This window comes from Pedobacter ginsengiterrae, from assembly GCF_039537385.1.
Taxonomy (GTDB): domain Bacteria; phylum Bacteroidota; class Bacteroidia; order Sphingobacteriales; family Sphingobacteriaceae; genus Pedobacter; species Pedobacter ginsengiterrae.
The window spans coordinates 403940-428290 of the sequence record NZ_BAABAK010000001.1 but is presented as its reverse complement, the minus strand read 5'-3'; the positions used below and the strand labels follow the sequence as shown (position 1 = coordinate 428290).

11 protein-coding genes are annotated in these 24351 nt (G+C 36.5%); 10 read left to right on the top strand and 1 reads right to left on the bottom strand.

The features are described 5' to 3' along the window. The first annotated feature begins 3 nt into the window (after positions 1-3). The 4 genes from ABD692_RS01635 to ABD692_RS01620 all read left to right on the top strand — a co-directional run bounded on the left by ABD692_RS01635 (position 4) and on the right by ABD692_RS01620 (position 7970). Positions 4-2643, top strand: coding sequence for an L-rhamnose mutarotase (locus ABD692_RS01635; RefSeq protein WP_344764401.1), 2640 nt, complete (start codon positions 4-6; stop codon positions 2641-2643). Positions 2644-2757: 114 nt separating this feature from the next. After that, the gene (locus ABD692_RS01630) at positions 2758-3843 is read left to right on the top strand and encodes a Gfo/Idh/MocA family protein (protein ID WP_316758146.1); all 1086 of its coding nucleotides are present in this window, start codon (positions 2758-2760) and stop codon (positions 3841-3843) included. Between the two features lie 263 nt (positions 3844-4106). Further along, the gene (locus tag ABD692_RS01625; RefSeq protein WP_344764399.1) at positions 4107-5696 is read left to right on the top strand and encodes a sodium:solute symporter family transporter; all 1590 of its coding nucleotides are present in this window, start codon (positions 4107-4109) and stop codon (positions 5694-5696) included. A gap of 108 nt (positions 5697-5804) precedes the next feature. Then, entirely contained in the window at positions 5805-7970 is a 2166-nt protein-coding gene (locus ABD692_RS01620; protein WP_344764397.1) for an alpha-L-rhamnosidase-related protein, read from the top strand. A 356-nt stretch (positions 7971-8326) separates the two neighbouring features. Here the strand turns inward: ABD692_RS01620 and ABD692_RS01615 are convergent, their stop codons facing one another. Beyond that, the gene (locus ABD692_RS01615; RefSeq protein ID WP_316758152.1) at positions 8327-9097 is read right to left on the bottom strand and encodes an IclR family transcriptional regulator; all 771 of its coding nucleotides are present in this window, start codon (positions 9095-9097) and stop codon (positions 8327-8329) included. A 298-nt stretch (positions 9098-9395) separates the two neighbouring features. Here ABD692_RS01615 and ABD692_RS01610 point away from each other — a divergent pair, with 298 nt between their 5' ends. The 6 genes from ABD692_RS01610 to ABD692_RS01585 all read left to right on the top strand — a co-directional run bounded on the left by ABD692_RS01610 (position 9396) and on the right by ABD692_RS01585 (position 24278). Next, positions 9396-12533, top strand: coding sequence for a SusC/RagA family TonB-linked outer membrane protein (locus ABD692_RS01610; RefSeq protein ID WP_344764395.1), 3138 nt, complete (start codon positions 9396-9398; stop codon positions 12531-12533). Between the two features lie 10 nt (positions 12534-12543). Next, positions 12544-14085: a RagB/SusD family nutrient uptake outer membrane protein gene (locus ABD692_RS01605; RefSeq protein ID WP_344764393.1), complete on the top strand. Its 1542-nt coding sequence runs from the start codon at positions 12544-12546 to the stop codon at positions 14083-14085. A gap of 129 nt (positions 14086-14214) precedes the next feature. Then, positions 14215-17037, top strand: coding sequence for a family 78 glycoside hydrolase catalytic domain (locus ABD692_RS01600; RefSeq protein WP_344764392.1), 2823 nt, complete (start codon positions 14215-14217; stop codon positions 17035-17037). After that, positions 17038-18141, top strand: coding sequence for a glycosylase (locus tag ABD692_RS01595; RefSeq protein WP_344764390.1), 1104 nt, complete (start codon positions 17038-17040; stop codon positions 18139-18141). It begins immediately after the preceding gene. A 6-nt stretch (positions 18142-18147) separates the two neighbouring features. Beyond that, complete coding sequence (galB, locus tag ABD692_RS01590) at positions 18148-20847, top strand: beta-galactosidase GalB (protein WP_344764389.1); 2700 nt, start codon at positions 18148-18150, stop codon at positions 20845-20847. Then, entirely contained in the window at positions 20844-24278 is a 3435-nt protein-coding gene (locus ABD692_RS01585; protein WP_344764387.1) for a glycoside hydrolase family 2 TIM barrel-domain containing protein, read from the top strand. Before galB ends, ABD692_RS01585 begins: the two co-directional genes overlap by 4 nt. The last annotated feature ends 73 nt before the right edge of the window (positions 24279-24351 follow it).

The following is a 24351-nucleotide window of genomic DNA, read 5'->3' as shown; positions in this document are numbered from 1 at the left end:
TTTATGGATAGGCTAAAAATCTGTTTCAACATAATTTATGGCTTTTGTAACTTAATGTTACGTGAGGACACGTACCATGGCTTTGGGTATGCTTACCGAGACTTTGTGCGCTTGCCTTGGTTCGTGTCCTCACGAACCAATAGGTACAAACCATTTTTCATTGCAATTCTTTTATTTTTATTATCCTTCAAAGCAAGTGCTGTAGATATTTACGTATCCTTAAAAGGCATAGATACAAACTTAGGCACCAAAGAAAAACCACTAGCAACACTTCATGCTGCGATTAGAAAAGCCCGCGAATTAAGGCGTTTAAATGATTCTTCGATAAAAAATGGAGTCAAGATTATTATGGGTAAGGGCATTTACCAACTTCATGAACCTGTAGTTCTTCGCCCTGAAGATTCGGGAACGAAGGATAGTCCTACCGAAATTATTGCGAATGAAAAAGTTGTTTTGAGTGGTGGCGTGAAAATCAAAGGCTGGAAAAAGCTAAGCGGAAATGTTGTTGGTTTGCCAAAAGAATCCATAGGAAAAGTTTGGGTAACAGATGTTCCAAACTTTGATGGAAGTGATTTGCAATTCAGACAGCTTTGGGTAAATGGAAATAAAGCCATTCGGGCAAAAAATTACAATGGCGATGCAATGGGAAGGATTTTATCCTGGAATAAAGAAACTGAAACCTGTAAAATTCCAATCCAAAAAGGTATTAATTTAGCCAATGTTAAAGGCATGGAAATGCTTATTCATCAGTGGTGGGCAATTGCTAATTTGAGGGTAAAATCTGTAAAAGTAGTAGGAAAAGAAGCAGAACTTTCTTTCATGCAACCAGAAAGCCGCATTCAATCCGAACATCCCTGGCCTGCACCATGGATTTCTGATCAAACGGGAAATTCTGCGTTTTACCTTTTCAATGCCATCCAATTTTTAAACGAGCCAGGAGAATGGTTCGGAGATTTGAAAAATCACAAACTCTATTATTGGCCAAAATCATCAGAAAATATGCTGAATGCAGAAGTTATAGCGCCGGCCATTGAAAATCTTTTGAAAATTGAGGGAACGGTTGACAATCCTGTTTCTTTTGTAAACTTTAAAGGAATTTCTTTTGAGCATTCTACCTGGTTAAGGCCATCAAAACATGGTCATGTGCCGCATCAGGCAGGTATGTATATGCTCGATGCTTATAAACTCAAAACCGCAGGAACGCCTGACAAGGCTGCTTTGGAAAATCAGGCCTGGGTTGGCCGACCAGCATCAGCAGTTGAAGTTACTTACGCAAATCATACTTCGTTTGAAAATTGTCGATTTGAACACTTGGCTTCGACAGGGTTAGACTACAAAAAAGGAACATCTGATAATTTGATTCAGGGTAATTTATTCAAAGATGTTGGAGGATCGGCAATTTTGATTGGAACATTTTCCGATGAAGCAACTGAAGTGCATTTGCCTTACAATCCATCAGATAAGCGAGAAATTTCTACAAACGATAGAATCGAAAATAATTTAATTACTGATGTAACCAATGAAGATTGGGGTGCAGTTGGTATTGGCGCAGGTTATGTAAGAGGCATTAAAATTTTGCATAACGAAATTAGCGATGTTTCTTATTCAGGCATTAGCATGGGTTGGGGTTGGACTAAAACCCAAAATGCGATGAAAGATAATACAATAAGCGCTAACAAAATCCATCACTACGGAAAACATATGTACGATGTTGCAGGGATTTATACTTTATCGGCGCAGCCAGAATCTTTTATCACAGAAAACGTAATCGATAGTATTTACAAAGCGCCTTATGCGCATCTTCCTGAGCACTGGTTTTATCTATATACGGATGAAGGTTCATCGTATTTCACCATAAAAAATAATTGGACACCAAGCGAAAAGTATCTTCAAAATGCCAACGGACCAAATAATTTATGGGAAAACAATGGACCAAAAGTTTCTGAAAGGATTAAGCAACAGGCAGGTTTGGAAAAACCTTTTCAATTTTTGTTAAAAGAGAAATCTGTTTATTCAAATCGTGGAATAAATCAAGCGGAAGATAAATCGGTAGTTTTTGAACTGATTTTCAAAAATGATAATCTGCCAGGAAATAAAGATTTGGAAAACTTTGCAAAAGAGAACAATCTGCAAGCAAGTTCTATTTACAAATGGAATAATCGGTTAGTTATTTATACTTCTAGCTTAAAAGTAGAGAGTTTACAGCAAACTTTGAAACGCTTGAATGCGCAAGAAATAAAGCTTTATGATAACTTGTTTTATGATTTCAACAGAGAAAAAAACTGTGGAAACAAACCTGTAGCGGAATGGGATAACATTATTTTATCTGCTAATTTGGTTGAGGATGAAAAGATGCAAAAAGAGTATCTGGATTATCACAAAACTCAGTTTGAAAAGTGGCCGGAAATATCAAAAGGGTTCTGTAATGCTGAATTTCAGCGATTAGCGATTTTTAAAAAGGATAGGCAATTGATGTTGATTATCAGTATTCCGAAAGGAAAGAAATTAGATGATTTGAATCCAAGAACTACCTTGAATAATCCTAAGGTAGATGAATGGAATGCAATAATGAAAAAATACCAGGAAGGTATTGAAGGTACAAAACCTGATGAGGTTTGGGTGTTTTTTAAACCAATAAAATAAAGTAAAACACTCGTGATTACGAGGCACGAAGCAATCCTACAATTATCGTATTCTTTGCGAATTAAGATTGCTTCGTACCTCGCAATGACGACTTAAGAAATAAAAAATAATATCATGTTAAGATTAGGGATTTTAGGTTTAGGAGAGGGCAGAAGTACAATTTCTGCATCATTGGCGAGCAAAAAATTTAAGCTCATTCAAATTTGCGATGCCAATAAAAAGCTTTGTGAAGAACGTGCTTTGGAATTTGATTTCCAAAATTGGACAACCAGTTATGAAGATATGTTAACTAGTGATAAAATCGATATGATTGCGATTTATACACCAGATCACTTGCATTTCGAGCATATCAAATTGGCTTTGCAACATGGAAAACATGTGGTTTGTACTAAACCTTTTATTGATGATTTGGCTCAGGCAAATGAGTTATTGGAACTGGCAAAGAAATCAAGGAAGAAAATTTTTGTCGGTCAAAGTTCACGCTTTTTTGAGCCAGCGATGCGACAAAAAAAGGATTTTGATAAAGGTTTAATTGGCGAATTGATTACAATAGAAAGTCACTACCATGCAGACCATCGCTGGTTTTTAGAAAAAGGTTGGTCTCTAAAACAATCCTTCAAATGGCTTTATGGCGGTTTAAGCCATCCTGTAGATTTTATCCGCTGGTATATGCCCGATATTGAAGAAGTAATGGGTTATGGCATGTTAAGTAGTAACGGTTTAAAAGCTGGGATAAAAAATGTTGATACCATGCACTTTATTTTCAAAGCGAAAGACGGCAGAATTGCGAGAGTAAGTGGAGCATACACAGGACCTACGCAGCCTGCAAGTCGCGATAGTGGAATGAGTTGCATTCTACGTGGAACAGAAGGCGCTAGTCAGGCCGATTATCACGAATTACGTTATTCTGTTACCACCAAAACGGGCGAAGAAAAAATTATTACCTGGGGCGATTCAACCTTGAAACATTATTTCCGTTTCGAAGGCCAAAGCCATCATGCAGGCGAATACCAAAACTACCTTGATTATTTTGCAGATAGCATCAATAATAAATTTACAGCTTATCCAGATTTAAAAGAGGGAATCGGAACGGTTGCACTGTTGCAAGCTATGGATAAATCAATGGAGATAGGTTTGCCAGTAAAAATTGATGAGATTTTGAAAGCCAATAACATTACAAGGGAATCAATAGGATTGTAATTTCGGTCAGTAAGGACACGCATCGAGGCAATAGAATTTTATTTTTTTGCCACGGAAACATTAACAACACGGAATAAATTTGAATTAATAATTAATTAAAACGGTCGTCATTGCGAGGTACCAAGCAATCTTAATAGGTGTGCTATTCATACACATAATTGTACGATTGCTTTTTACCTCGCAATGACGGGGCGCATAAAAAACAGCTCCGTGAATTCTGTGTTTCCGGGGCAAAACTTAAACCAAACTAACCAAATAAATCAATGGGAAACATTGTAGAACGTTTAACTAATTTAGATTACTTTATAGTCGTCGCTTACCTTGTTATATTGATTATAATCGGGTATCGAGCCAGTTTCTCTAAGAAGAAAGGAGAAGATGAAACCTTATTCTTAGCGAATAAATCCCTGAACTGGTCGAGCATTGGCTTTAATATGTGGGGTACCAATGTTGGTCCATCTATGCTCCTTGCATTTGCTAGTATTGGTTACAGTACAGGCATTGTTGCTGTAAATTTCGATTGGTATGCTTTTATATTTTTGTTTTTGTTGGCGATAGTTTTCGCACCGAAGTATCTAGCTGCAAAAGTAAGTACCATGCCAGAGTTTATGGGGAATCGTTATGGCGATTCGACCCAGAATATATTAGCCTGGTATGCATTGGTAAAGATTTTAATATCCTGGCTATCTCTTGGCTTATTTGCTGGAGGCTTTTTGGTCCGGCAGATTTTAGGAATCCCAATGTGGCAATCGGTTACAGTTTTAGTCGCTTTCGCTGGTCTATTTACCTTTTTCGGTGGCTTAAAAGCCATTGCCAAAGTGAATGTTTTTCAGATGATTTTACTGATTGCGGTTTCGCTTTCGCTGATGCTCTTGGGGTTAAATAAGGTTGGAGGAATTTCGGCTCTATATGCAAAAACACCGCATCATTTTTGGAATTTAATTCAGCCAGCAAGCGACCCGAAATATCCATGGTATGCAATTCTACTAGGTTATCCAGTTGCTGCAGTCGCATTTTTCTGTACAGACCAATCTATGGTTCAGTCGGTTTTGGGCGCTAAAAATTTAAAGCAAGGTCAGCTAGGCGTGAGCTTTATTGGTTGGTTAAAAATTCTTTCCTTGCCGCTTTTTATCGGGACGGGAATACTTTGTTACGTGCTCTTTCCAAACCTGAAAGACCCAAATGAGGCTTATATGACTATGGTTACCAATTTATTTCCCCCTGGAATGAACGGCTTGGTTATCGTGGTGCTCATTGCTGTCTTGGTAGGTACAATTGGTTCATCTTTAAACTCATTGAGTACCGTTTTTACGATGGATATTTATGTAAAGAAAATTAATCCGCAAGCCAGTAATAAACAGATTATTAATATTGGAAGATGGGCAGTTGTAGCAGGTTGCATCTTTGCAGTAATTGTCGTTTTGGCTATCGATAATATCAAAGGTTTGAATTTGTTTGATGTTTTTCAATCGGTTTTAGGCTTTATTGCTCCGCCACTTTCTGTTGTGTTTTTACTTACTGTTTTCTGGAAAAGAACAACAAGGAAGGCTGTAAACTTTACACTTTCAATCGGTTCAATCTTAAGTTTGGGTGTTGGCGTAACTTATTTATGGATTCTACCTCCAGATAAGTATCCATTTTGGCCACATTATTTGATGCTTTCTTTTTTCATTTTTGCAGGATTATTGGTCATCGCTATGCTGATTTCTTTATTAGATAGAACCCCAAGTATTTACACTATAAATGAGGAACATCAATCTAACATTGAAAAACCCGATAAAGCAGTCTGGATTTCGTGGATCGCACTTGCTGTGGTTATGGTTGCGCTTTATATTTTCTTTAACGGACATTAAATAAACTAAGTAACAAGATAAGTCGTCATTTCGATTGAAGCGCAGCGTAATAGAGAAATCCTTGAATCTAGCTCACTTCAAGTTCAAAGATTTAGATTAAATAACATTATGAAAAACTTAAAAAAAATACTTTTACTCTCAATTTTTACTTGTTTAACATATCCGATTTTTGCTCAAAAAGCATCATGGATTTGGTACCCCGGCGATTTTGATATTTACATGAGCAACGTGATGCAAAATCGCAGAACGGAACGTGGCTCGTTTTTTCCAGTATTTTGGAAAATGGATAGTCATTATGTTTTGGTCGATTTCCATAAGGAATTTACACTTAGCCAACCCGAAGAAGTTAAGCTTTTTGTAGAGGGAACTTACAATGTAAAAATTGATGGTCAGGCGATTTCGGGATTTCCAAAAACCATTCAAATTCCTGCAGGAAAACATAAATTGAGCTTAAAAGTATATAGTCAGGGAGCTCTACCCGCCATTTTTGTACAGGGTAAAACCGTAGTTTCTGATGAAACCTGGTTAACTACTTTTGAAGATAAGGAGTGGATAGATCAAAGTGGCAAGGTTTCGGATAAATCGGGTACAACTTTCGTAACTGCTGGTTCTTGGAATTTAACCGACCCTAATGTTTTGCCATCAAAATTTAAATTACCAGTGGTAGCACATTTTGCTACTAAAAAAGAAATTGCAGGCAAGGGTTATGTTGCCGATTTTGGTAAAGAAACTTTTGGTTTCATTAAAGTACATGGCTTAAAAGGTAAGGGAAAACTAAACCTGTACTATGGAGAATCAAAAGAAGAGGCTTTATCAATTGATAAATGTGAAACACTAGATTTCTTGGATATAGATTTAGCGCAGAAAAAGGATTCCATCATGCCACTCTCTAAAGCTTTCAGGTATGTAAATTTTCAACCAGACAACGGCGTTACAGCAGATTCTATTTCAATGCTTTACGAATATGCGCCTGTTACCGAACGTGGAAGTTTCAAATCATCTGATACAGAGTTAAATAAAATTTATGATGTAGCTAAATATACTTTCCAATTAAACACGCGTGAGTTTTTTATCGATGGCATAAAACGCGACCGTTGGGTTTGGAGCGGAGATGCTTATCAAAGTTATTTAATGAATTATTATTCATTTTTCGATGCACCAACAGTTAAAAGAACATTGCTTGCCCAACGCGGTAAAGACCCCGTAACAGCGCATATTAATACCATTATGGATTATTCTTTCTATTGGTTTTTAGGGATTTACGATTACTATAAATATACTGGCGATGAAAAATTTGTACAGGATATTTATCCCCGCATGCAATCACTTATGACTTACATTGATGGTAGAAAAAATAAAAATGGTTTATTAGAATGGATGCCAGGCGATTGGATTTTTATTGATTGGGCCGATAAATTAAGCAAAGATGGAGAGGTAAGTTTTGAGCAATTATTATACGCCAGAAGTTTAGAAACAATGGCTTTGTGCGCTAAATTAGCAAATGATTCAGAAAATGCAGCTAAATACGATGTTGAAGCAAAGGCATTAAAAGCAAAGATTTTCGAACTATATTGGAATCAAAATAAGCAGGCGTTAGTACATAGTCGTGTTCAAGATAAGCCTACAGATAATGTAACGCGTTATGCCAATATGTTTGGTATTTTCTTCGATTACTTTACGCCAGAGCAAAAGATTGCTGTAAAAGAAAATGTGCTTTTAAATGATAAAATCGCAAAAATTACTACACCATACATGCGCTTTTATGAACTCGAAGCCTTATGTGCAATGGGCGAGCAATCCTATGTGTTAAAAGAAATGAAAAGCTATTGGGGTGGGATGTTAAAACTCGGTGCCACTTCCTTTTGGGAAGAATATAATCCTGATAAAAAAGGCGTAGAGCATTTAGAAATGTATGGTCGCCCATACGGAAAAAGCCTTTGCCACGCCTGGGGCGCAAGTCCGATTTATTTATTAGGGAAATATTATTTAGGGGTGAGTCCGGTTACTGCGGGCTACGAAACCTACAACATTGAACCAAGTTTAGGTGGTTTAGAATGGATGGAAGGTAAAGTACCAACTGTAAACGGCGATATTTCTGTTTACATGAACAAAAAGGAAATTAAAGTTAGTTCGGCCGTGGGAACAGGCACGCTTAAAATCAAAAGTAAATCGAAGCCAGTTGTTAAAGGCACCGAAGTTAAGGAGGTTTCAAAAGGTAAGTATGAAATTACGATAGAAAAAGGTAAGGATTATTTGGTGAAGTACAGCGGTTAGAAGCTTATTACCGTCATTGCGAGGTACGAAGCAATCTTAAAACGCTAGATAGAAAACCTTAGTAGTAAGATTGCTTCGTACCTCGCAATGACGATAGTTTGATAAAGGAAATGGATTTTGAAAAACCAAACCTAACTAAAACAAACCCGATTGTAGTGGAAATACTTTTAAAATAGCAGCAACCTTGAATATGCTGTCATGCTGAGGCACGAAGCATCTGTTTCATCGATTGCAGATGCTTCGTGCCTCAGCATGACAAAAGTTTTATTAAAAGATTGAAACGAAAAGCGGGACTGCTGTAACCGATTAGCATAGCTATAGCTTTTCAAATAAATTTAAAACTTGAGGAATTAAGGTTAAACCCCAATCCTTTGTTCAATTTTTTTAACGCATTTGTAGGCTTCTTCTAAAATTACGTCGTTTTCAATTGCCTTATCTGCATTTAAGGCATTTAACATAGAAATGGTTAAACAAGCTATGATTCCGTTTTTATCGGCAACACCGATTGGAACAGAAATATCTGTTACGCCTGATACCGAGTCGCTATTTTTAAAATATGAGCCTGTTTGTTGGATTTCTGACAAAGAAGTTAAAAAATCTTCTTGTTGTTGTTTAGCATATTTTTTGAAGATACTGTTGTTTTTTAAAACTGTACTTCGCTCACTTTCGGGCATATAAGCCAATAAAACCTTACCAGATGCGGTTAAAGGCAAAGGGAATAAATTTCCTTCTTCTATAGAAAGCGCAATTGGCCCAGGGCTTTTAGCATGGATAATTACCATTACCTGATTCATGTAGAAAATACTTAAATGACAAGACTGGCGAATGGTATTTGCAAGCTCTTCTAAAGGAAATTGTGCTGCTTTTCTTAATTCATCAATCGGTGAGTGACGGTGGGAAAGATAGAAAAGCTTAAGTGATAAACGGTATTTACCCGAAACTTCATCACGGAGAATATAACCACGGCTTTCTAAACTCATCAACATCCTATAAATTTCATTAGGTGTTTTTTCAATTCCTGTAGCAATTTCGGTTTGCGATAATGGAACTGACTGAGCAGACAAATATTCAAGTATATCTAACCCCTTATCTAATGCTGGGGCCTGGTATTTAGTATCGTTATTCATTGGAGGTAATTTAAACAAACTTAATGATTTGGATGAAAAAAAATAATTTATATATGAATAGAAAGTTCATTATAAAAGTTACATTCATATATGAAATATATATTTATATTTGAGTTAATCAGATATACGGAAAAGAGTATGAGCCTTAAGCCTTGCACAAATTGTGCGGTAAGTCCTATATCTGATAAGATGTTAACAAAATATTAACCCTAACTAATCATTACTATTTTCTTAAACACAACTCAGATAATCTTCTAAGGATTATCAAAAAATAACCTAACCAAATTAAAATTCGATTATGAACCCAATTAAACGCAAAAGCTATTGCCGATTTAGGCTACGCTATGTATTAATCGCCAAACTCTTAGCTATTATGATGTTTGTCGCGGTTTCTGGATATGCCCAGACATTACCGAGTACATTTATTATTAAAGGGACAGTGACATCGCAAAAGGGCGAAACATTACCTGGTGTGAGCGTTAAGGTGAAAGGGACAAGTGTTGGGGCGACGACAGATAACGACGGAAAATATTCAATTTCTGCTGCTTCGGGTAATGTAACTTTAGTTTATTCTTTTGTGGGTTTTACCATTCAAGAAGTAGAAGTAAACAATCGCAATAACATTAATGTAAAACTTGCTGAAGAGCAAAATGACCTGGATGAAGTAATTGTTGTGGGTTACGGTACACAAAAGAAAATAAACTTAACTGGTGCCGTTGCAACGGTAAGTGGTGCAACCTTAACAGAAAGACCCGCCCCGAATGCAGCTAATTTAATACAAGGGCGTATTACAGGTGTTCAAGTTACGCAGCCATCGGGCGAACCAGGAAGAGATAATCCAAATTTTTTAATCAGAGGAAGATCTACTTATGGTGGTAGTACCGATCCATTAACATTAATTGATGGTGTTGCAGGTTCGTTTAATAATTTATCGCCAGATGACATTGAGAATGTAACGGTGTTAAAAGATGCATCGTCTGCTGCGATCTATGGAGCTAGAGCTGCTAACGGTGTAATATTAGTAACTACCAAAAAAGGTAAAAAAGGCGAAACGGTTTTTAGTTACCGCACAAATTTTGCCCGACATACGCCAACTGCATTGCCAGATTTGATTACTAATTCTGCGCAGTATATGGAAATGTATAATACTGCGGCGGCTCGTTCTGGTATCGCTTTCAGATATCCACAGGCAGATATTGATTTATACAGAAATTCGCCAGATAAGGCACAATATCCAGATTTTGATAATATGGATTATTATATTAATCCTGCAAATGTGATGCAGCATAACCTGTCTATTTCTGGTGGAAGTGATAAAAGCACATTTAATATTTCAGCTGGTTACTTAGATCAAAATGCTGTTTTTGAAGGATATAAATTTAAACGTTATAATGCTTTACTAAACTATAATAACAATCTAACCAAAAGTATAAGTGTTGGTACTATTATCAACATGACTTATAAAGACCGTAAAGAACCACCTTTTACTGGTGAGAATATGGCTTTATTGGTTTACGCTGCTGGTCCGCTTTATGGTCCGTTTTTACCAGATGGAAGTGGAAGAATTGTTTCGAGAGCATATGCAAATGAAGGTAGAAATAGGAATCCGCAAGAGGCTTATGCAATGGGTGAGCAAACCACAAAGGAATACAATGTAAACGCTCAGGCTTACATCGATATTAAACCATTTAAAGGCTTAACATGGAGTTCGAAGGTAGCTATTAACTATGTTGATGAATATTATAAAATGTATCAGCATCCATATTCGGCGTATTTACTTCAGGATAGGGCAGCAGTAACAAATGAATATGTTGCAAACTCTTTTGGTCCTGATATTTTAGGTGTTACCGATCAGTATTCGAAAGTTTTAAATCCAACCGTTTATTCGACTTTAACTTACGAGAAAACTTTAGGTACTGGTCATAACCTGAAGGCTTTAGCTGGTTTTGAACAGTTATCTTATAAAAATCAAAATTTAAGAGGAAGAAGAATTAGTACGGTAGCTCCAGTTTTAGAAGATCTTACAGGTTATTCTGCATCGGGCGAATCTCTATATTTTACACATCCAAGATTACCATCTTTGGCTGCACCATCTGAGTGGGGAATGAGATCGTTATTTGGAAGAATTAATTACGATTATAAAGGTAAATATCTATTAGAAGCTAATTTACGTTACGACGGAACCTCTAAAGTTTCTCCTGATTACAGATGGGGTGTATTTCCATCGTTCTCTGCTGGCTGGTTAGTTTCAGAAGAAAGTTTCTTGAAAGATAAATTAAGCTGGTTAAGTAGTTTCAAAATTAGAGGTTCATACGGTACACTTGGTAACCAGGATATCGGTACTTATTTATACCAAGATAATATCATCATCAATAACGTAAATTATCCATTTGGTAATGGTGCATTACAACAAGGCGGTGTTATTAACGATTTTAAAGATGTTAGTTTAAGATGGGAATCAACCAGAAGTATTGATGTAGGTTTTGATTTAAACGTTAAAAATGGACTATTCGGTGCTACTTTCGATTGGTTCAGGCGTTCTACCTTCGATATTTTAGCAAGACCAACCGTTCCATTGAGTTTAGGTTTAGGCGCATCAACAGTTAACGATGGAAAAATGAGGAGTCAAGGTGTAGAATTAGCCTTAACCCACCAAAATAGAATTGGCGAATTTACATACAGCTTAAATGCATTAATTTCTACAGCCAAAAATAAAGTAATTGAACTTAGAACGCCAGCTAAAGGTAGTACAATAAACGAAGTTGGTTTACCTTATTCTTCTTTCTATTTATATGAATGGGATGGCATTTTCCAGGTTGAAGATATTGGCAATCCAAGTGTGCCTGTACATGAGTTAAATCGTAATCCAAAAGCTGGAGATTTAAAAATGAAGGATGTTAATGGCGATGGAATTGTAAATGCAAACGATAGAGTAGTAGTAGACGGCGCTTATCCTGATTTTAACTATTCTTTCGGTCTAAATTTAGGTTATAAAAGATTTAGCTTCAGTGCATTTTTTCAAGGAGTTGAAGGCATAAAAAATCGTGTAAACAACTGGGGTGTCGATCCTTTTCAACAAGGTACAGCGCCAACCACTAAGTTTTTAAATGCCTGGACACCTGAAAACAGGAGTAATACTGTGCCTGCAATTTATGTTGCTGGTTATAGCGGAGTTGCGCCTTATGCAGCATCTACTTATTATTTACAAGACGCATCTTATTTACGCCTAAAAAATGTAATGCTTGGCTTCGATGTACCAGTTAGTGCTATTTCTAAAATAGGAATTAAAAATTTAAATGTTTATGTATCTGCCGACAATTTATTCACCATCACAAAGTATGAAGGAGGTGATCCTGAAAGAGCAAGTTCTACAGGAAATCTGGCGCAATATCCGCAAACGAAAATTTTTAATGTTGGTTTAAATGTTAAATTCTAAGGTGTATCTCATGAAAAATAAAAATATAATATGGTGTGCTGTATTCGGATTATTAACATTCGGATCTTGCAAAAAAGATTTTTTAGATAAAAATCCATTAAATAGTGTTTCTTCTGAAATTTTTTGGGCATCAGAAACTGATGTTCAAACCGCATTATCTGGTGTATATTCTCGCTTGCAGCAAAACTTTTTAGGTTACGAAAGGGTGTATTTAGATGCTTTGAGTGATAATGCTTTCCCATATCAAAATACCAATCAGGCAAACTTACTGGAAATGACAACAGGAAGTATATCGCCTGGATTGGGAGGTGTTTTACCAAATCTTTATTCATCTCCATATAGAGCGATTACTTCTTGTAATTACTTTTTAGATAATGTAGATCGCGCTCCTGTTACCGAAGCAAAGAAAAATGTTTATAAAGCAGAAGTTCGTTTTATAAGGGCTTTAGCGTATTTCGATTTGGTTCAAAATTTTGGTGGAGTTCCAATTAACACTAATTATCCGAAAACGGTTGATGAAGTTAAAATTCCGAAAAGTACTAAAGAGCAGGTTTATGCATTTATACAGCAAGATTTAGACTTTGCAATCGCAAACTTACCTAACGAAAAATATAATGGACACGCAGTTAAAGGCAGTGCACAAGGTATTAAGGCAAGGGTTTTAATTACGCAGCAGAAATGGGCAGAAGCAGTTCCAGTTTTGAAAGAAATTATGACCGATAATAAATTTGCACTTTCTAACAATTATGCGGCTTTATTTAAAACCAGCGGACAAGCTACTGCTGCTGTTAATACCGAAATTATGTTTTCTACCCAATATCTTGCTCCAACAAATCCGCAAAGAACCTCTCCTGGTGCTGGTGGAATGGATATTGAATTGGGGTGGTTTTCTTTAATTCAGCCATATAAAGATTTAGCTGATGATTATGAAATGACCGATGGAAAACCAAGCGCAGAATCGCCACTATTCAGTGCTGCAAATCCTTATGCAAATCGCGATCCTCGTTTAGATTTAACTATGAAATTGCCAAACGAAATTTGGAGGAATTCTACAAATGTAATCTGGAATGGATTTACGCAATCTTTTACAGGATTTTTAATGGAGAAATACCTTGATTTATCGAGAGCTCCAATTACATCTGCAACAGCTACCCTTACAGATCAGGATTATATTCATCTACGTTACGCAGACATATTATTAATGTATGCTGAAGCTCAAAATGAAGTTAGTGGACCAGATGCAACCGTTTACAAAGCAATTAATGATGTTAGGCAGCGAGTTGGTATTGCAATGCCATTAACCGATCAGTCAAAATACGGTACACAAGTTGCGCTTAGAAACTACATTCGCCACGAAAGACGAATTGAGTTTGCACTTGAAGGTCAGCGCTACAATGATCTAAAACGCTGGAATATTGCACATATAAAGCTACCAACTTTACGTACACCAGCAGGAACGACACTGATTTTTGAAACTAAAAATTATGTTTTGCCATTTCCAGCATCAGAGTTAGATAACAATCCAAAGTTGGTTCAAAATCCAAACTATTAAAATATATACAGAGCTGGGATTATAATTAGTTCCAGCTTTGAATAAAACTTGATGATAAGATATTACAACACAAGGTTAATTTGATATAAAAAACACCCGTTACATTCCATTATTTTTGTAGTTAAGCCTATGCTCTACCAAATATATTATAATAAATTATCTGCCTTAGTTACCTGTAGAAACTTGTTTAAACAAGCTTTATCAGTGCTATTTGTATTGATGTTTCTGGTATTTTCAAGCAAAAATGCTTTAGGTCAGGATATTAGCGTAAATCGTTTAACTTGTGGGTATTTGGTAAATCCAATCGGTGTAGATTTTATTGCTCCAAACTTGAGCTGGAAATTAGAATCATCAAAACACAATGTGATGCAAACCGCTTACCAGATTTTGGTTTCGAGCAGTCAGGCTAATTTAGATAAGCATATTGGTGATGTTTGGGATACTAAAAAAGTAAATTCATCTCAATCGATTCAGGTAAAATATAGTGGTGCAAAACTTTTATCTACTAAAACCTATTATTGGAAAATTCGGGTTTGGGATAATTATAAAAATGAATCTGCCTGGAGCAAAACTGCTTTTTGGCAAATGGGTTTGTTAAATGCTGAAGATTGGAAAGGTGCTAAATGGATTGCGTTTGATAAATTAGCCGATTCAAATGTAAATATCCTGCCAACGGATGGTAAGAAGGATAAGTTCAATGCCAATAATGTTTTGCCGATGTTTCGTAAAGATTTTTCGGTAACGAAAACGATTAAAAAAGCTACAGCTTTTATTTCTGGCTTAGGGCATTTCGAAATGAGTTTGAACGGAGCGAAAGTTGGAGATGATTTTCTTGCTCCTGGCTGGACGAAGTACGATAAGGAGGCTTTGTATGTTACTTACGATATATCCAAACAAGTTAAAAAAGGCGGAAATGCCATTGGCGTAATGCTTGGTAACGGCTTTTATTACGTTCCGCCAGTAAAAGATAGATACAGAAAATTAAAGGTTGCTTATGGTTACCCAAAAATGATTTGTAGAGTTTTGGTTGAATATACTGATGGCACATCTGAAAATGTTATCAGCAATCAGAATTGGAAAACCGATAAATCTCCTGTAACTTTTTCTAGCATTTACGGAGGCGAAGATTACAACGCAAATCTCGAACAAAAGGGATGGAATGTATCAGGTTTTAATGATGGTAATTGGAAATCATCATTAATTGTTGATGGGCCAAAATTGAATGCTCAAAAGGAAGAACCTGTTAAGATTTTCGATAATTTTTCTGCAAAAAATATTACTAGTACAATTAATGGAGAATGGGTTTACGATTTAGGACAAAACTCATCGGCTATAATTGAATTAAAAGTTCGTGGTAAAAAAGGCGATACGATTAAAATTACGCCAGCTGAATTAATAAAGGAAGATGGTTCAGTTACACAGAAAAATATAGGCGGTCCATCTTACTTCAGTTATATTTTAAAAGGCGATGGTTTAGAAACCTGGCGACCAAAATTCTTTTATACAGGTTTTCGCTATTTACAAGTTAAAGGTGGCGTTCCAACTGGAAAAGGAAATACATCAGGCAAAGCCGTAATTGAAGATTTAAGAGCATTGCATATAAGAAATGCAGCAGAGCCAGTGGGGAAATTTTCATCATCTAATGAGTTATTTAACAAAACTTTTAAGCTGATAGATTGGTCGATAAAAAGCAATATGGTAAGTGTTTTTACCGATTGTCCGCACCGCGAAAAACTGGGTTGGCTAGAGCAATTGCATTTAATGGGTAACTCAGTTGGTTATAATTACGATGCTGCACCGCTTTTCAAAAAAGCTTTGCAGGATATGAAAAACTCGCAATTGCCAAACGGATTAATTCCTGAAATTGCACCTGAGTATGTAAAATTTGAGTGGGGTGGTGATATGTTTCGCGATTCGCCTGAATGGGGCAGTAGCGGCATTTTATTACCTTGGTATTTGTATCAGTGGTATGGCGATAAACAGGTAATGGTAGATTATTACCCATTGATGCAACGTTATATCAACTATTTGGCCACTAAAGCTGACCATCATATTTTATCTCAAGGATTAGGCGATTGGTACGATTTAGGTCCGAAACCACCAGGCGTTTCTCAATTAACGCCGATGGGTGTTACTGGAACTGCTATTTATTATTATGATTTAAAGATTTTGGAGAAAATGGCTACGCTTTTAGGTAAAAAAGCAGATGCTATAACTTATTCAAAATTAGCTGTTGAAGTTAGAAAATCATTCAATAATAAGTTTTTCGATAGCAAAACCAACCAGTATGCTACAGGTTCTCAAGCTGCAAATGCGATGGCTGTTTATATGGGTTTGGTTGAAGACAAAGATAAAGTTGCCGTAATTGATAATTTGGTAAGAGACATCAGAGATAGAAAAAATAGTTTAACAGCTGGTGATATCGGTTATCGTTATGTTTTGCGTGTGTTGGAAGATGCAGGGAAATCTGATGTGATTTTCGATATGAACAGTCGTTCGGATGTTCCAGGTTATGGGATGCAAATAGCCAAAGGTGCAACAGCTTTAACCGAAAGTTGGGCCGCACTTCCAACCGTGTCAAATAATCATTTTATGCTCGGGCATTTAATGGAATGGCTTTATAGCGGCATCGGTGGTATTCGCCAAGCAGAAAATTCTACGGCTTTTAAAAATATTAAAATTGAACCTGAGATAGTTGGCGATTTAACTTCGGCTGATGTAAGTTACAATTCTCCTTACGGGGAAATTTCCTCTTCATGGAAAAAAACAGGTAAAGAATTTACATTGGAAGTAAATATTCCAGCAAATACAACCGCGGATGTTTATCTTCCTGTATCGGTTAATCAAAAAGTTAGCGAAATAAACAATGTGGCTTTCCAAACGATTGGGTCTGAGCAGGGAAAGACAAAAATTTCAATAGGTTCGGGCACTTATAAATTTAATGTGAAATAGATGAGAGCGATTTGGATCTACGTATTTGTTGCGCTATTAAGCTTTTCCGCATTTGCTCAGGAGATTAAAAATCCTGTTTCCCAAACTGAAATGGAAAAAATTTATCAGGAAGTAAAAACGCCTTACAAATATGGTTTGGTTTTAGTTCCTGAGGATAAAGACTATAAAATGGATTGCCCGACGATTTTTAGAAAAGGTAAAGATTGGTACATGACTTACCTGATTTTTAGCGGTCGTGGTTACGAAACCTGGTTATCAAAAAGCAAAGATTTATTGCATTGGGAAACCCTTGGCAAAATAATGTCTTTTGAAGAATCTGGTAAATGGGATGATAATCAAAAGGCGGGTTACAATGCACTATTGGATACGAAATGGGGCGGAAGTTATCACGCTAAAACATTTGATGGAAAATATTGGATGTCGTATTTCGGCGGTAAAGAGAAAGGTTACGAAGTTGAACCATTATCTATCGGGATGGCTTTTACAAACCAGCACCCATCTATCGTACAGGAATGGAAAAGGTTGGATAAGCCAGTTTTAAGTTCTTCAGATACAGATGTTCGCTGGTGGGAAAACCGCAACAAACTTTTCAAAAGCACTGTAATTGAAGATAAGAAGAGGTTAACAGGGCATCGATTTGTGATGTATTACAATGCCGTTGGCGATTCGTTAACTAATAATAAAAAAACACGTTGGTATGAGCGGATTGGCATGGCGGTTTCTGATGATATGATAAATTGGAATCGTTTTCAGAAAGATCCAGTTGTTCATCATCCAGTTGGAATTACTGGCGATGCTGTGATTCAGCAAATGGGTAAAAACTATGTGATGTTTTATTTTGGCGCTTTTTGGCAGGATAGAAAAGGGTCTTTTAATCGCTTTGCGGTTTCTAAAGACTTGGTAAACTGGACCGATTGGACTGGAGAAAACCTAATTGAATCATCAGAAAAATACGATGAATTATATGCACATAAATCTTTTGTGCTTAAATATAAAGGAGTAGTTTATCACTTCTATTGCGCTGTTAACAAGCAAGATCAACGCGGTATTGCCGTTGCAACGTCGAAAGATTTAGGTAAAAGTAAAGTGAATTTTGTTCAATAATTAGAAATGAAGATGCCTCAGTTTAAATATAGAATGTTTGGTTTGATGCTTTTGGTGTTCGTGATGTTTTTTGCACCACGTCATTGCGAGGCACGAAGTAATCTAGCAACTAAGAGTTTAAATATTAACCGCATTAAGATTGCTTCGTGCCTCGCAATGACGACTGTTCCAGTAAATACAATTTCTGAATTTCGCTCTATAACAAGCTTTCTTCCTAATGGTTGGTGTCTCACCAGCCATGCAAACGAATTTTCGGTAGGTGAGACATCAACCGATAGAACAGTTGTTATTTCTCCGTTCCGCTTTGCTCCAGTCGAAATGACGACTGCTCACGAACCACGCACCAGAAAAAGCTTTAACATGGGTTGGAAATTCTTTTTAGGCGATGAACCTGGTGCAAAATCTCCTGCATTTACCGATTCAAAATGGAGAAAATTGACTTTGCCACACGATTGGAGTATTGAAGGGAAATTTGATGAGAAAAACCCTGCAAAACCCGAAGGTGGCGGTTTGCCAACTGGAATTGGTTGGTATAGAAAAGAATTTATCGCACCTGCTAATTTTCAAAGCAGGTTAATAACCGTTGAATTTGATGGCGTTTACAAAAATAGCGAAGTTTGGATAAACGGAAAATATTTAGGCAAACGGCCGTATGGATATTCATCGTTTTCTTACGAGATTGGTAAATATCTAAAAGCGGGAAAAAATATTATCGCCGTTAAAGTTGATAATTCTGCACAGCCCGATTCCCGTTGGTATTCAGGTTCAGGTATTTATAGAAATGTTTGGTTAACCTCAACAGCTAAAATTGCTGTAGCAAAATGGGGAACATCCGTAAGAGCTGATTTTGTTAAAGCAAATGCAAAAGATGTACATTATCCAGATCCTCATGCTATTGTTGAAATAAATACAAAGATTATAAATGAAACTGGTAGGATTCAGTCAGCTGATGTGATTGAGAAAATATATGACCCAAACGGTAAATTAGTAAGCAATTTAACTTACAATGTTAAAAAATTAGGCAAAGAACAAGATATGTCTACCAAACTATTCGATTTAAAAAATCCGATGCTTTGGTCTGTAGAAAATCCTAATCAGTATAAATTGGTTACTCAGATTCTTCAAAACGGTAAAATAATCGATTCCTACGAAACCAAGTTCGGAATTCGCTCTTTCAACTTTGATGCGGCAAAAGGCTTTTCTTTAAATGGCAAACCGATGAAAATTTACGGTGTTTGTTTACACCACGATTTAGGCGCATTAGGTGCTGCGGTTAATGTTCGAGCGATGGAACGCCAGCTGGAAATTATGAAAGAAATGGGTGTGAATGCCATACGGACTGCACACAACCCACCTGCGCCAGAGTTTTTAGATTTATGTGATAGAATGGGTTTCCTGGTAATGGATGAGGCTTTTGATATGTGGGCGAAGAAAAAAACCAAAAATGATTATCATTTAAACTTTCCAGAATGGCACAAACGTGATTTAGAAGATATGGTTCTTCGTGACAGAAATCATCCATCAATTATATTATGGAGTATTGGAAACGAAATTCGCGAACAATTTGACAGCACAGGTATTGCGCTTACAAAAGAATTGGTTTCAATTGTTAAGAATTTGGATACTTCTCGTCCTGTAATTTCGGCTTTAACAGAAACTGATTCGACTAAAAACTTTATTTATCAGGCTAAGGCTTTAGATATTTATGGCTTAAATTATAACCATAAAAAATACGCCGATTTCCAGGAAAACTATCCTGGTGTGAAATTCCTGGCTACAGAAACTACATCTGGCTTACAAACAAGAGGTTTTTATGATACAGCAGATACCATTCGCCGCTGGCCGCGAGATGGTAAAACAAAATTTGTTGAGGGCAATAAAGAATGGTCTGCATCTTCTTACGATAACGTTTCTGCTTATTGGGGTTCTACACATGAAGAAACCTGGGCGGCAGCCAAAAAGTACGACCACGTTTCGGGTTTATTTGTTTGGACAGGTTTTGATTACCTTGGCGAACCTTTGCCTTATCCCTGGCCAGCCAGAAGTTCGTATTTCGGAATCGTTGATTTAGCAGGTTTCCCGAAGGATTCTTATTATATGTATCAAAGTGAATGGACAAACAAGCCTGTTTTGCACATACTGCCACATTGGAATTGGGAGCAAGGAAAATCGATTGAGGTTTGGGCTTATTACAACAATGCTGATGAGGTTGAACTTTATCTAAACGGAAAATCTTTAGGTAAAAAAATTAAGCAAAACGATGATTTACATGTGCTTTGGAATGTAAATTTTGAACCTGGAACATTGAAAGCGATCTCCAGAAAAAATGGCAAGGAAGTTTTGGTACGTGAAGTAAAAACAGCTGGAGCTCCTGCAAAAATTGAATTAATCGCTGATAGAAAAAATATTAAAGCTGATGGTAAAGATTTATCTTTTATTACTGTTCGAATTTTAGATGAAAATGGAAATGTAGTGCCTAATGCAGATAATTTAGTTGATTTTAAAGTCGAAGGTAGTGGATTTATTGCAGGCGTTGATAATGGTTTTCAGGCGAGTTTAGAGCCTTTTAAAGCCAATTACCGCAAAGCATTTCACGGTTTGTGTCTGGCTATTCTTCAATCAACAGAAAAAAGCGGGAATATTAAATTAACTGCCACATCTAACGGTTTATCTTCTTCATCAATTACAATTAATACTGAAAAATGATGAAGAAACCTAGTTATATAAAGATTGCTTCATGCCTTGCAATGACGTTCCCATTGTCGTCATTGAGAGGAAGTTTGACAAAGCAATCTTTTTGCAAAAGCTTTTCAGTTTCGAAAAACTTAGATGTTCTTAAGTATTTTAGACGGTTAGAATTAATATGCTTAACCCTGTTAGCGACTTCGGCGTCTGCTCAGCTTGTTGATAAAACACCAACGGCCGTTCAAAAAGCGCCTCAAATTTATAGCAAAGAACCTTGGGAAGACCAATTGGTTAGTGGAATAAATCGCGATGCCTCTCGGGCAACGGCTTATTCCTTTACCAGCATAGCTGAAGCAAAAAATGGCAATCGCGATAAATCAACCAGAATGATTTCTTTAAACGGCGATTGGGATTTCAATTTCGCGATAAAACCTGCCGATGCGCCAACTGATTTTTATAAATCACGCGTTAGCGGATGGAAAAAGATAGAAGTGCCCTCAAACTGGGAAATGAAAGGTTATGATAAGCCAATTTATAAAAGTGCCGTTTATCCGTTTCGTCCAGTTAATCCCCCAAATCCGCCTATGGATTATAACGGAGTGGGCAGTTATCAACGCACTTTTTCTATTCCTGAAAATTGGAAAGACATGAACATTACACTGCATTTTGGTGGGGTAAGTTCGGGTTATAAAGTTTGGCTAAACGGTAAGTTTTTAGGTTATGCCGAAGATAGTTTTCTTTCTTCTGAGTTTAATATTACACCTTATTTACAAGCTGGAGAAAATATATTATCGGTACAGGTAATGCGTTGGACGGATGGTAGTTTTCTTGAAGACCAAGATCACTGGCGTTTAAGTGGCATCCACAGAGAAGTTATACTTTTAGCAGAACCAAAACTTAGAATCGCCGATTTCTTTGTTCAAACTAAGTTGGATAAGGATTACAAAGATGCAACGCTAAGCATTCGTCCGCGAATTGAAAACCTGACTGGCAAAGAAGTGAAAGGCTACAAAGTTAAAGCTTCGCTTTTTGATAAAAATGGCAAGGAAGTTTTTGCAAATCCTTTAGAAAGAAGTGCAGAAAGCATTATAAATGAAATCTGGCCAAGATTAGATAACGTAAAATTTGGTTTGCTTGAAACGAAGGTTAAAAATCCATTGAAATGGAGCGATGAAGTTCCAAATCTTTACACGCTTACCATTTCATTAGAAGATAGTTTAGGAAAGGTTTTAGAAGTAAAAAGCACCAAAGTTGGTTTCCGTAGTATCGAATTTTCTAAAACAAACGGAAAGCTTTTAATCAACGGAAAAGAAACTTATTTATATGGTATTAATCGCCCTGATCATCATCCAACAAAGGGAAAAGCATTAAATAGAGAGGATATTTTGGAAGATGTTTTAACGATAAAACGTTTTAATTTCAACTGCATTCGCACTAGCCATTATCCAATGGATCCTTATTTGTATGATTTATGCGATGAATTTGGAATTTTAGTAATTGATGAAGCGAACCTGGAAACACATGGCTTGGGTGGTAAATTAAGCAACGACCCAACCTGGACTTCTGCCTATTTAGAACGCAGCAGTAGAATGGTGATGCGTGATAAAAACCATCCAAGTATTATAATCTGGAGTTTAGGAAATGAATCGGGTAGTGGACCGAATCATGCAGCTATGGCAGCGTGGATTCACGATTTTGATATCACCAGGCCAGTTCATTATGAACCAGCAATGGGTAATCCACGTTTAGAAGGCTATATGGATCCAAGCAACCCAGCTTATTTAAAAGCTAACGACCATTCTCACAGGTTGCAAAATCCTCAAGACCAACCTTATATTGATATTGTGAGCAGGATGTATCCAAGTATCTACACGCCGAAAATGCTAGCTGAGCAAAAGAATGGTGATAATAGACCTATTTTCTTTGTCGAGTATGCACATGCGATGGGTAATTCGGTTGGGAATATGAAAGATTTTTGGGATGTTTTTCGTGCTACGCCTCGTATAATTGGTGGTGCGATTTGGGAATTTAAAGATCAGGGAATTTTACAGACAGATAGTGCTGGAAATAAATTTTATGCCTACGGCGGAGATTTTGGTGAAAAGTATTTCGATAATTTCACCATTAAAGGCGTTGTAAATTCTGACGGTAAACCAAAAGGCGCAATGTTCGAATGTAAACGTGTTTATCAAGGTGCAGAAATTGAGCTGAGTGATAAATCGAAAGCAATAATTAAAATTACAAATCGCCATTCGGTAAAAAACTTAAATGATTATACGGTTACTCTATTTGTACGGAAAGATGGTATGGTTGTTAGTCAGAAAATATTACCAGCGATTAATTTAGCTGCAGGAAAGGATACTTTGCTAAATATTTCCAAGTATTTGCCAAAAATGGAATCTGGTTCTGAATATTTGGCTGATATTCATTTCTGTTTGAGCAAAGATGAACTTTGGGCAAAGAAAGGCTTCGAAGTTGCAGCAAACCAATTTGCTTTAACAGGTTTGGCAGAAGCTAAATCAGTTGATAAGATTGCTCAACCAAAATATACAAGTAATGCCGAATTAGATATTTTCTTAGGTCAAAATTTCGAAATTGGCATCAGCAAAAAGAATGGTGCTTTGGTTTCTTATAAATGGAAAGGCGAACAACAAATTTTTGCTCCGCTGTTGCCGAATTTTACTCGTCCGTTAACGGATAATGATAAACGTGGCTGGAAATCGAACAAAAAATTAAAGCAATGGTATGCTAAAGACTTGAAATTCATTTCAAGCTCTGCTGGAAAATTTGATGCTAAAGATGGTTCTGGATTGTTAATTACCAGCGATTATAGTTTGATTAACGATAGTGCCAAGGTTAAAGTAAATTATCAAATTTCATCAAGTGGAATTATCAGAGTTAATTATGCTTTAGAGGTAAAATCAGGTTTACCAAATATTCCAAAAGTTGGAATGCAGCTAGGTATCCTACGCAAAAACGATAATATTTCTTGGTATGGTAAAGGTCCGATGGAGAATTATATCGATAAAAATTATGGTGCAGATGTGGCAATTTACAGCGAACCAATTAACGATTTTATGGAGCACTATGCGGTTCCGCAAGAGAATGGAAATCGAACCGACGTACGTTGGATGTACTTTTCTAACTCTGCAAAAAACCAAGGTTTAGTTTTTGTTGCAGACAGTTTGCTGAGCATGAGCGCTAGTTCTTATACCGATGAAAATGTGCAAGCAGCAAAACATACTAACAAATTAAAAGATGCAGGGTTTTTAACGGTTAATGTAGATTTAATTCAAATGGGCGTTGGTGGCAACGATAGTTGGAGTGATGTTGCAGCACCATTACCGCAATATCAAATTCCATCAAAAAATTATAAATACAGTTTTTATCTTTTCCCTTTTGATGGTAAAAAGGAAGAAGTTAGTAATAAGATGAAACGAATAAAATTTTAGGTATTGTCATTCTGAGGAACGAAGAATCTGTAAACGATAAAAAGCAGTCATCAAAATGGCAGTAACTCAAATC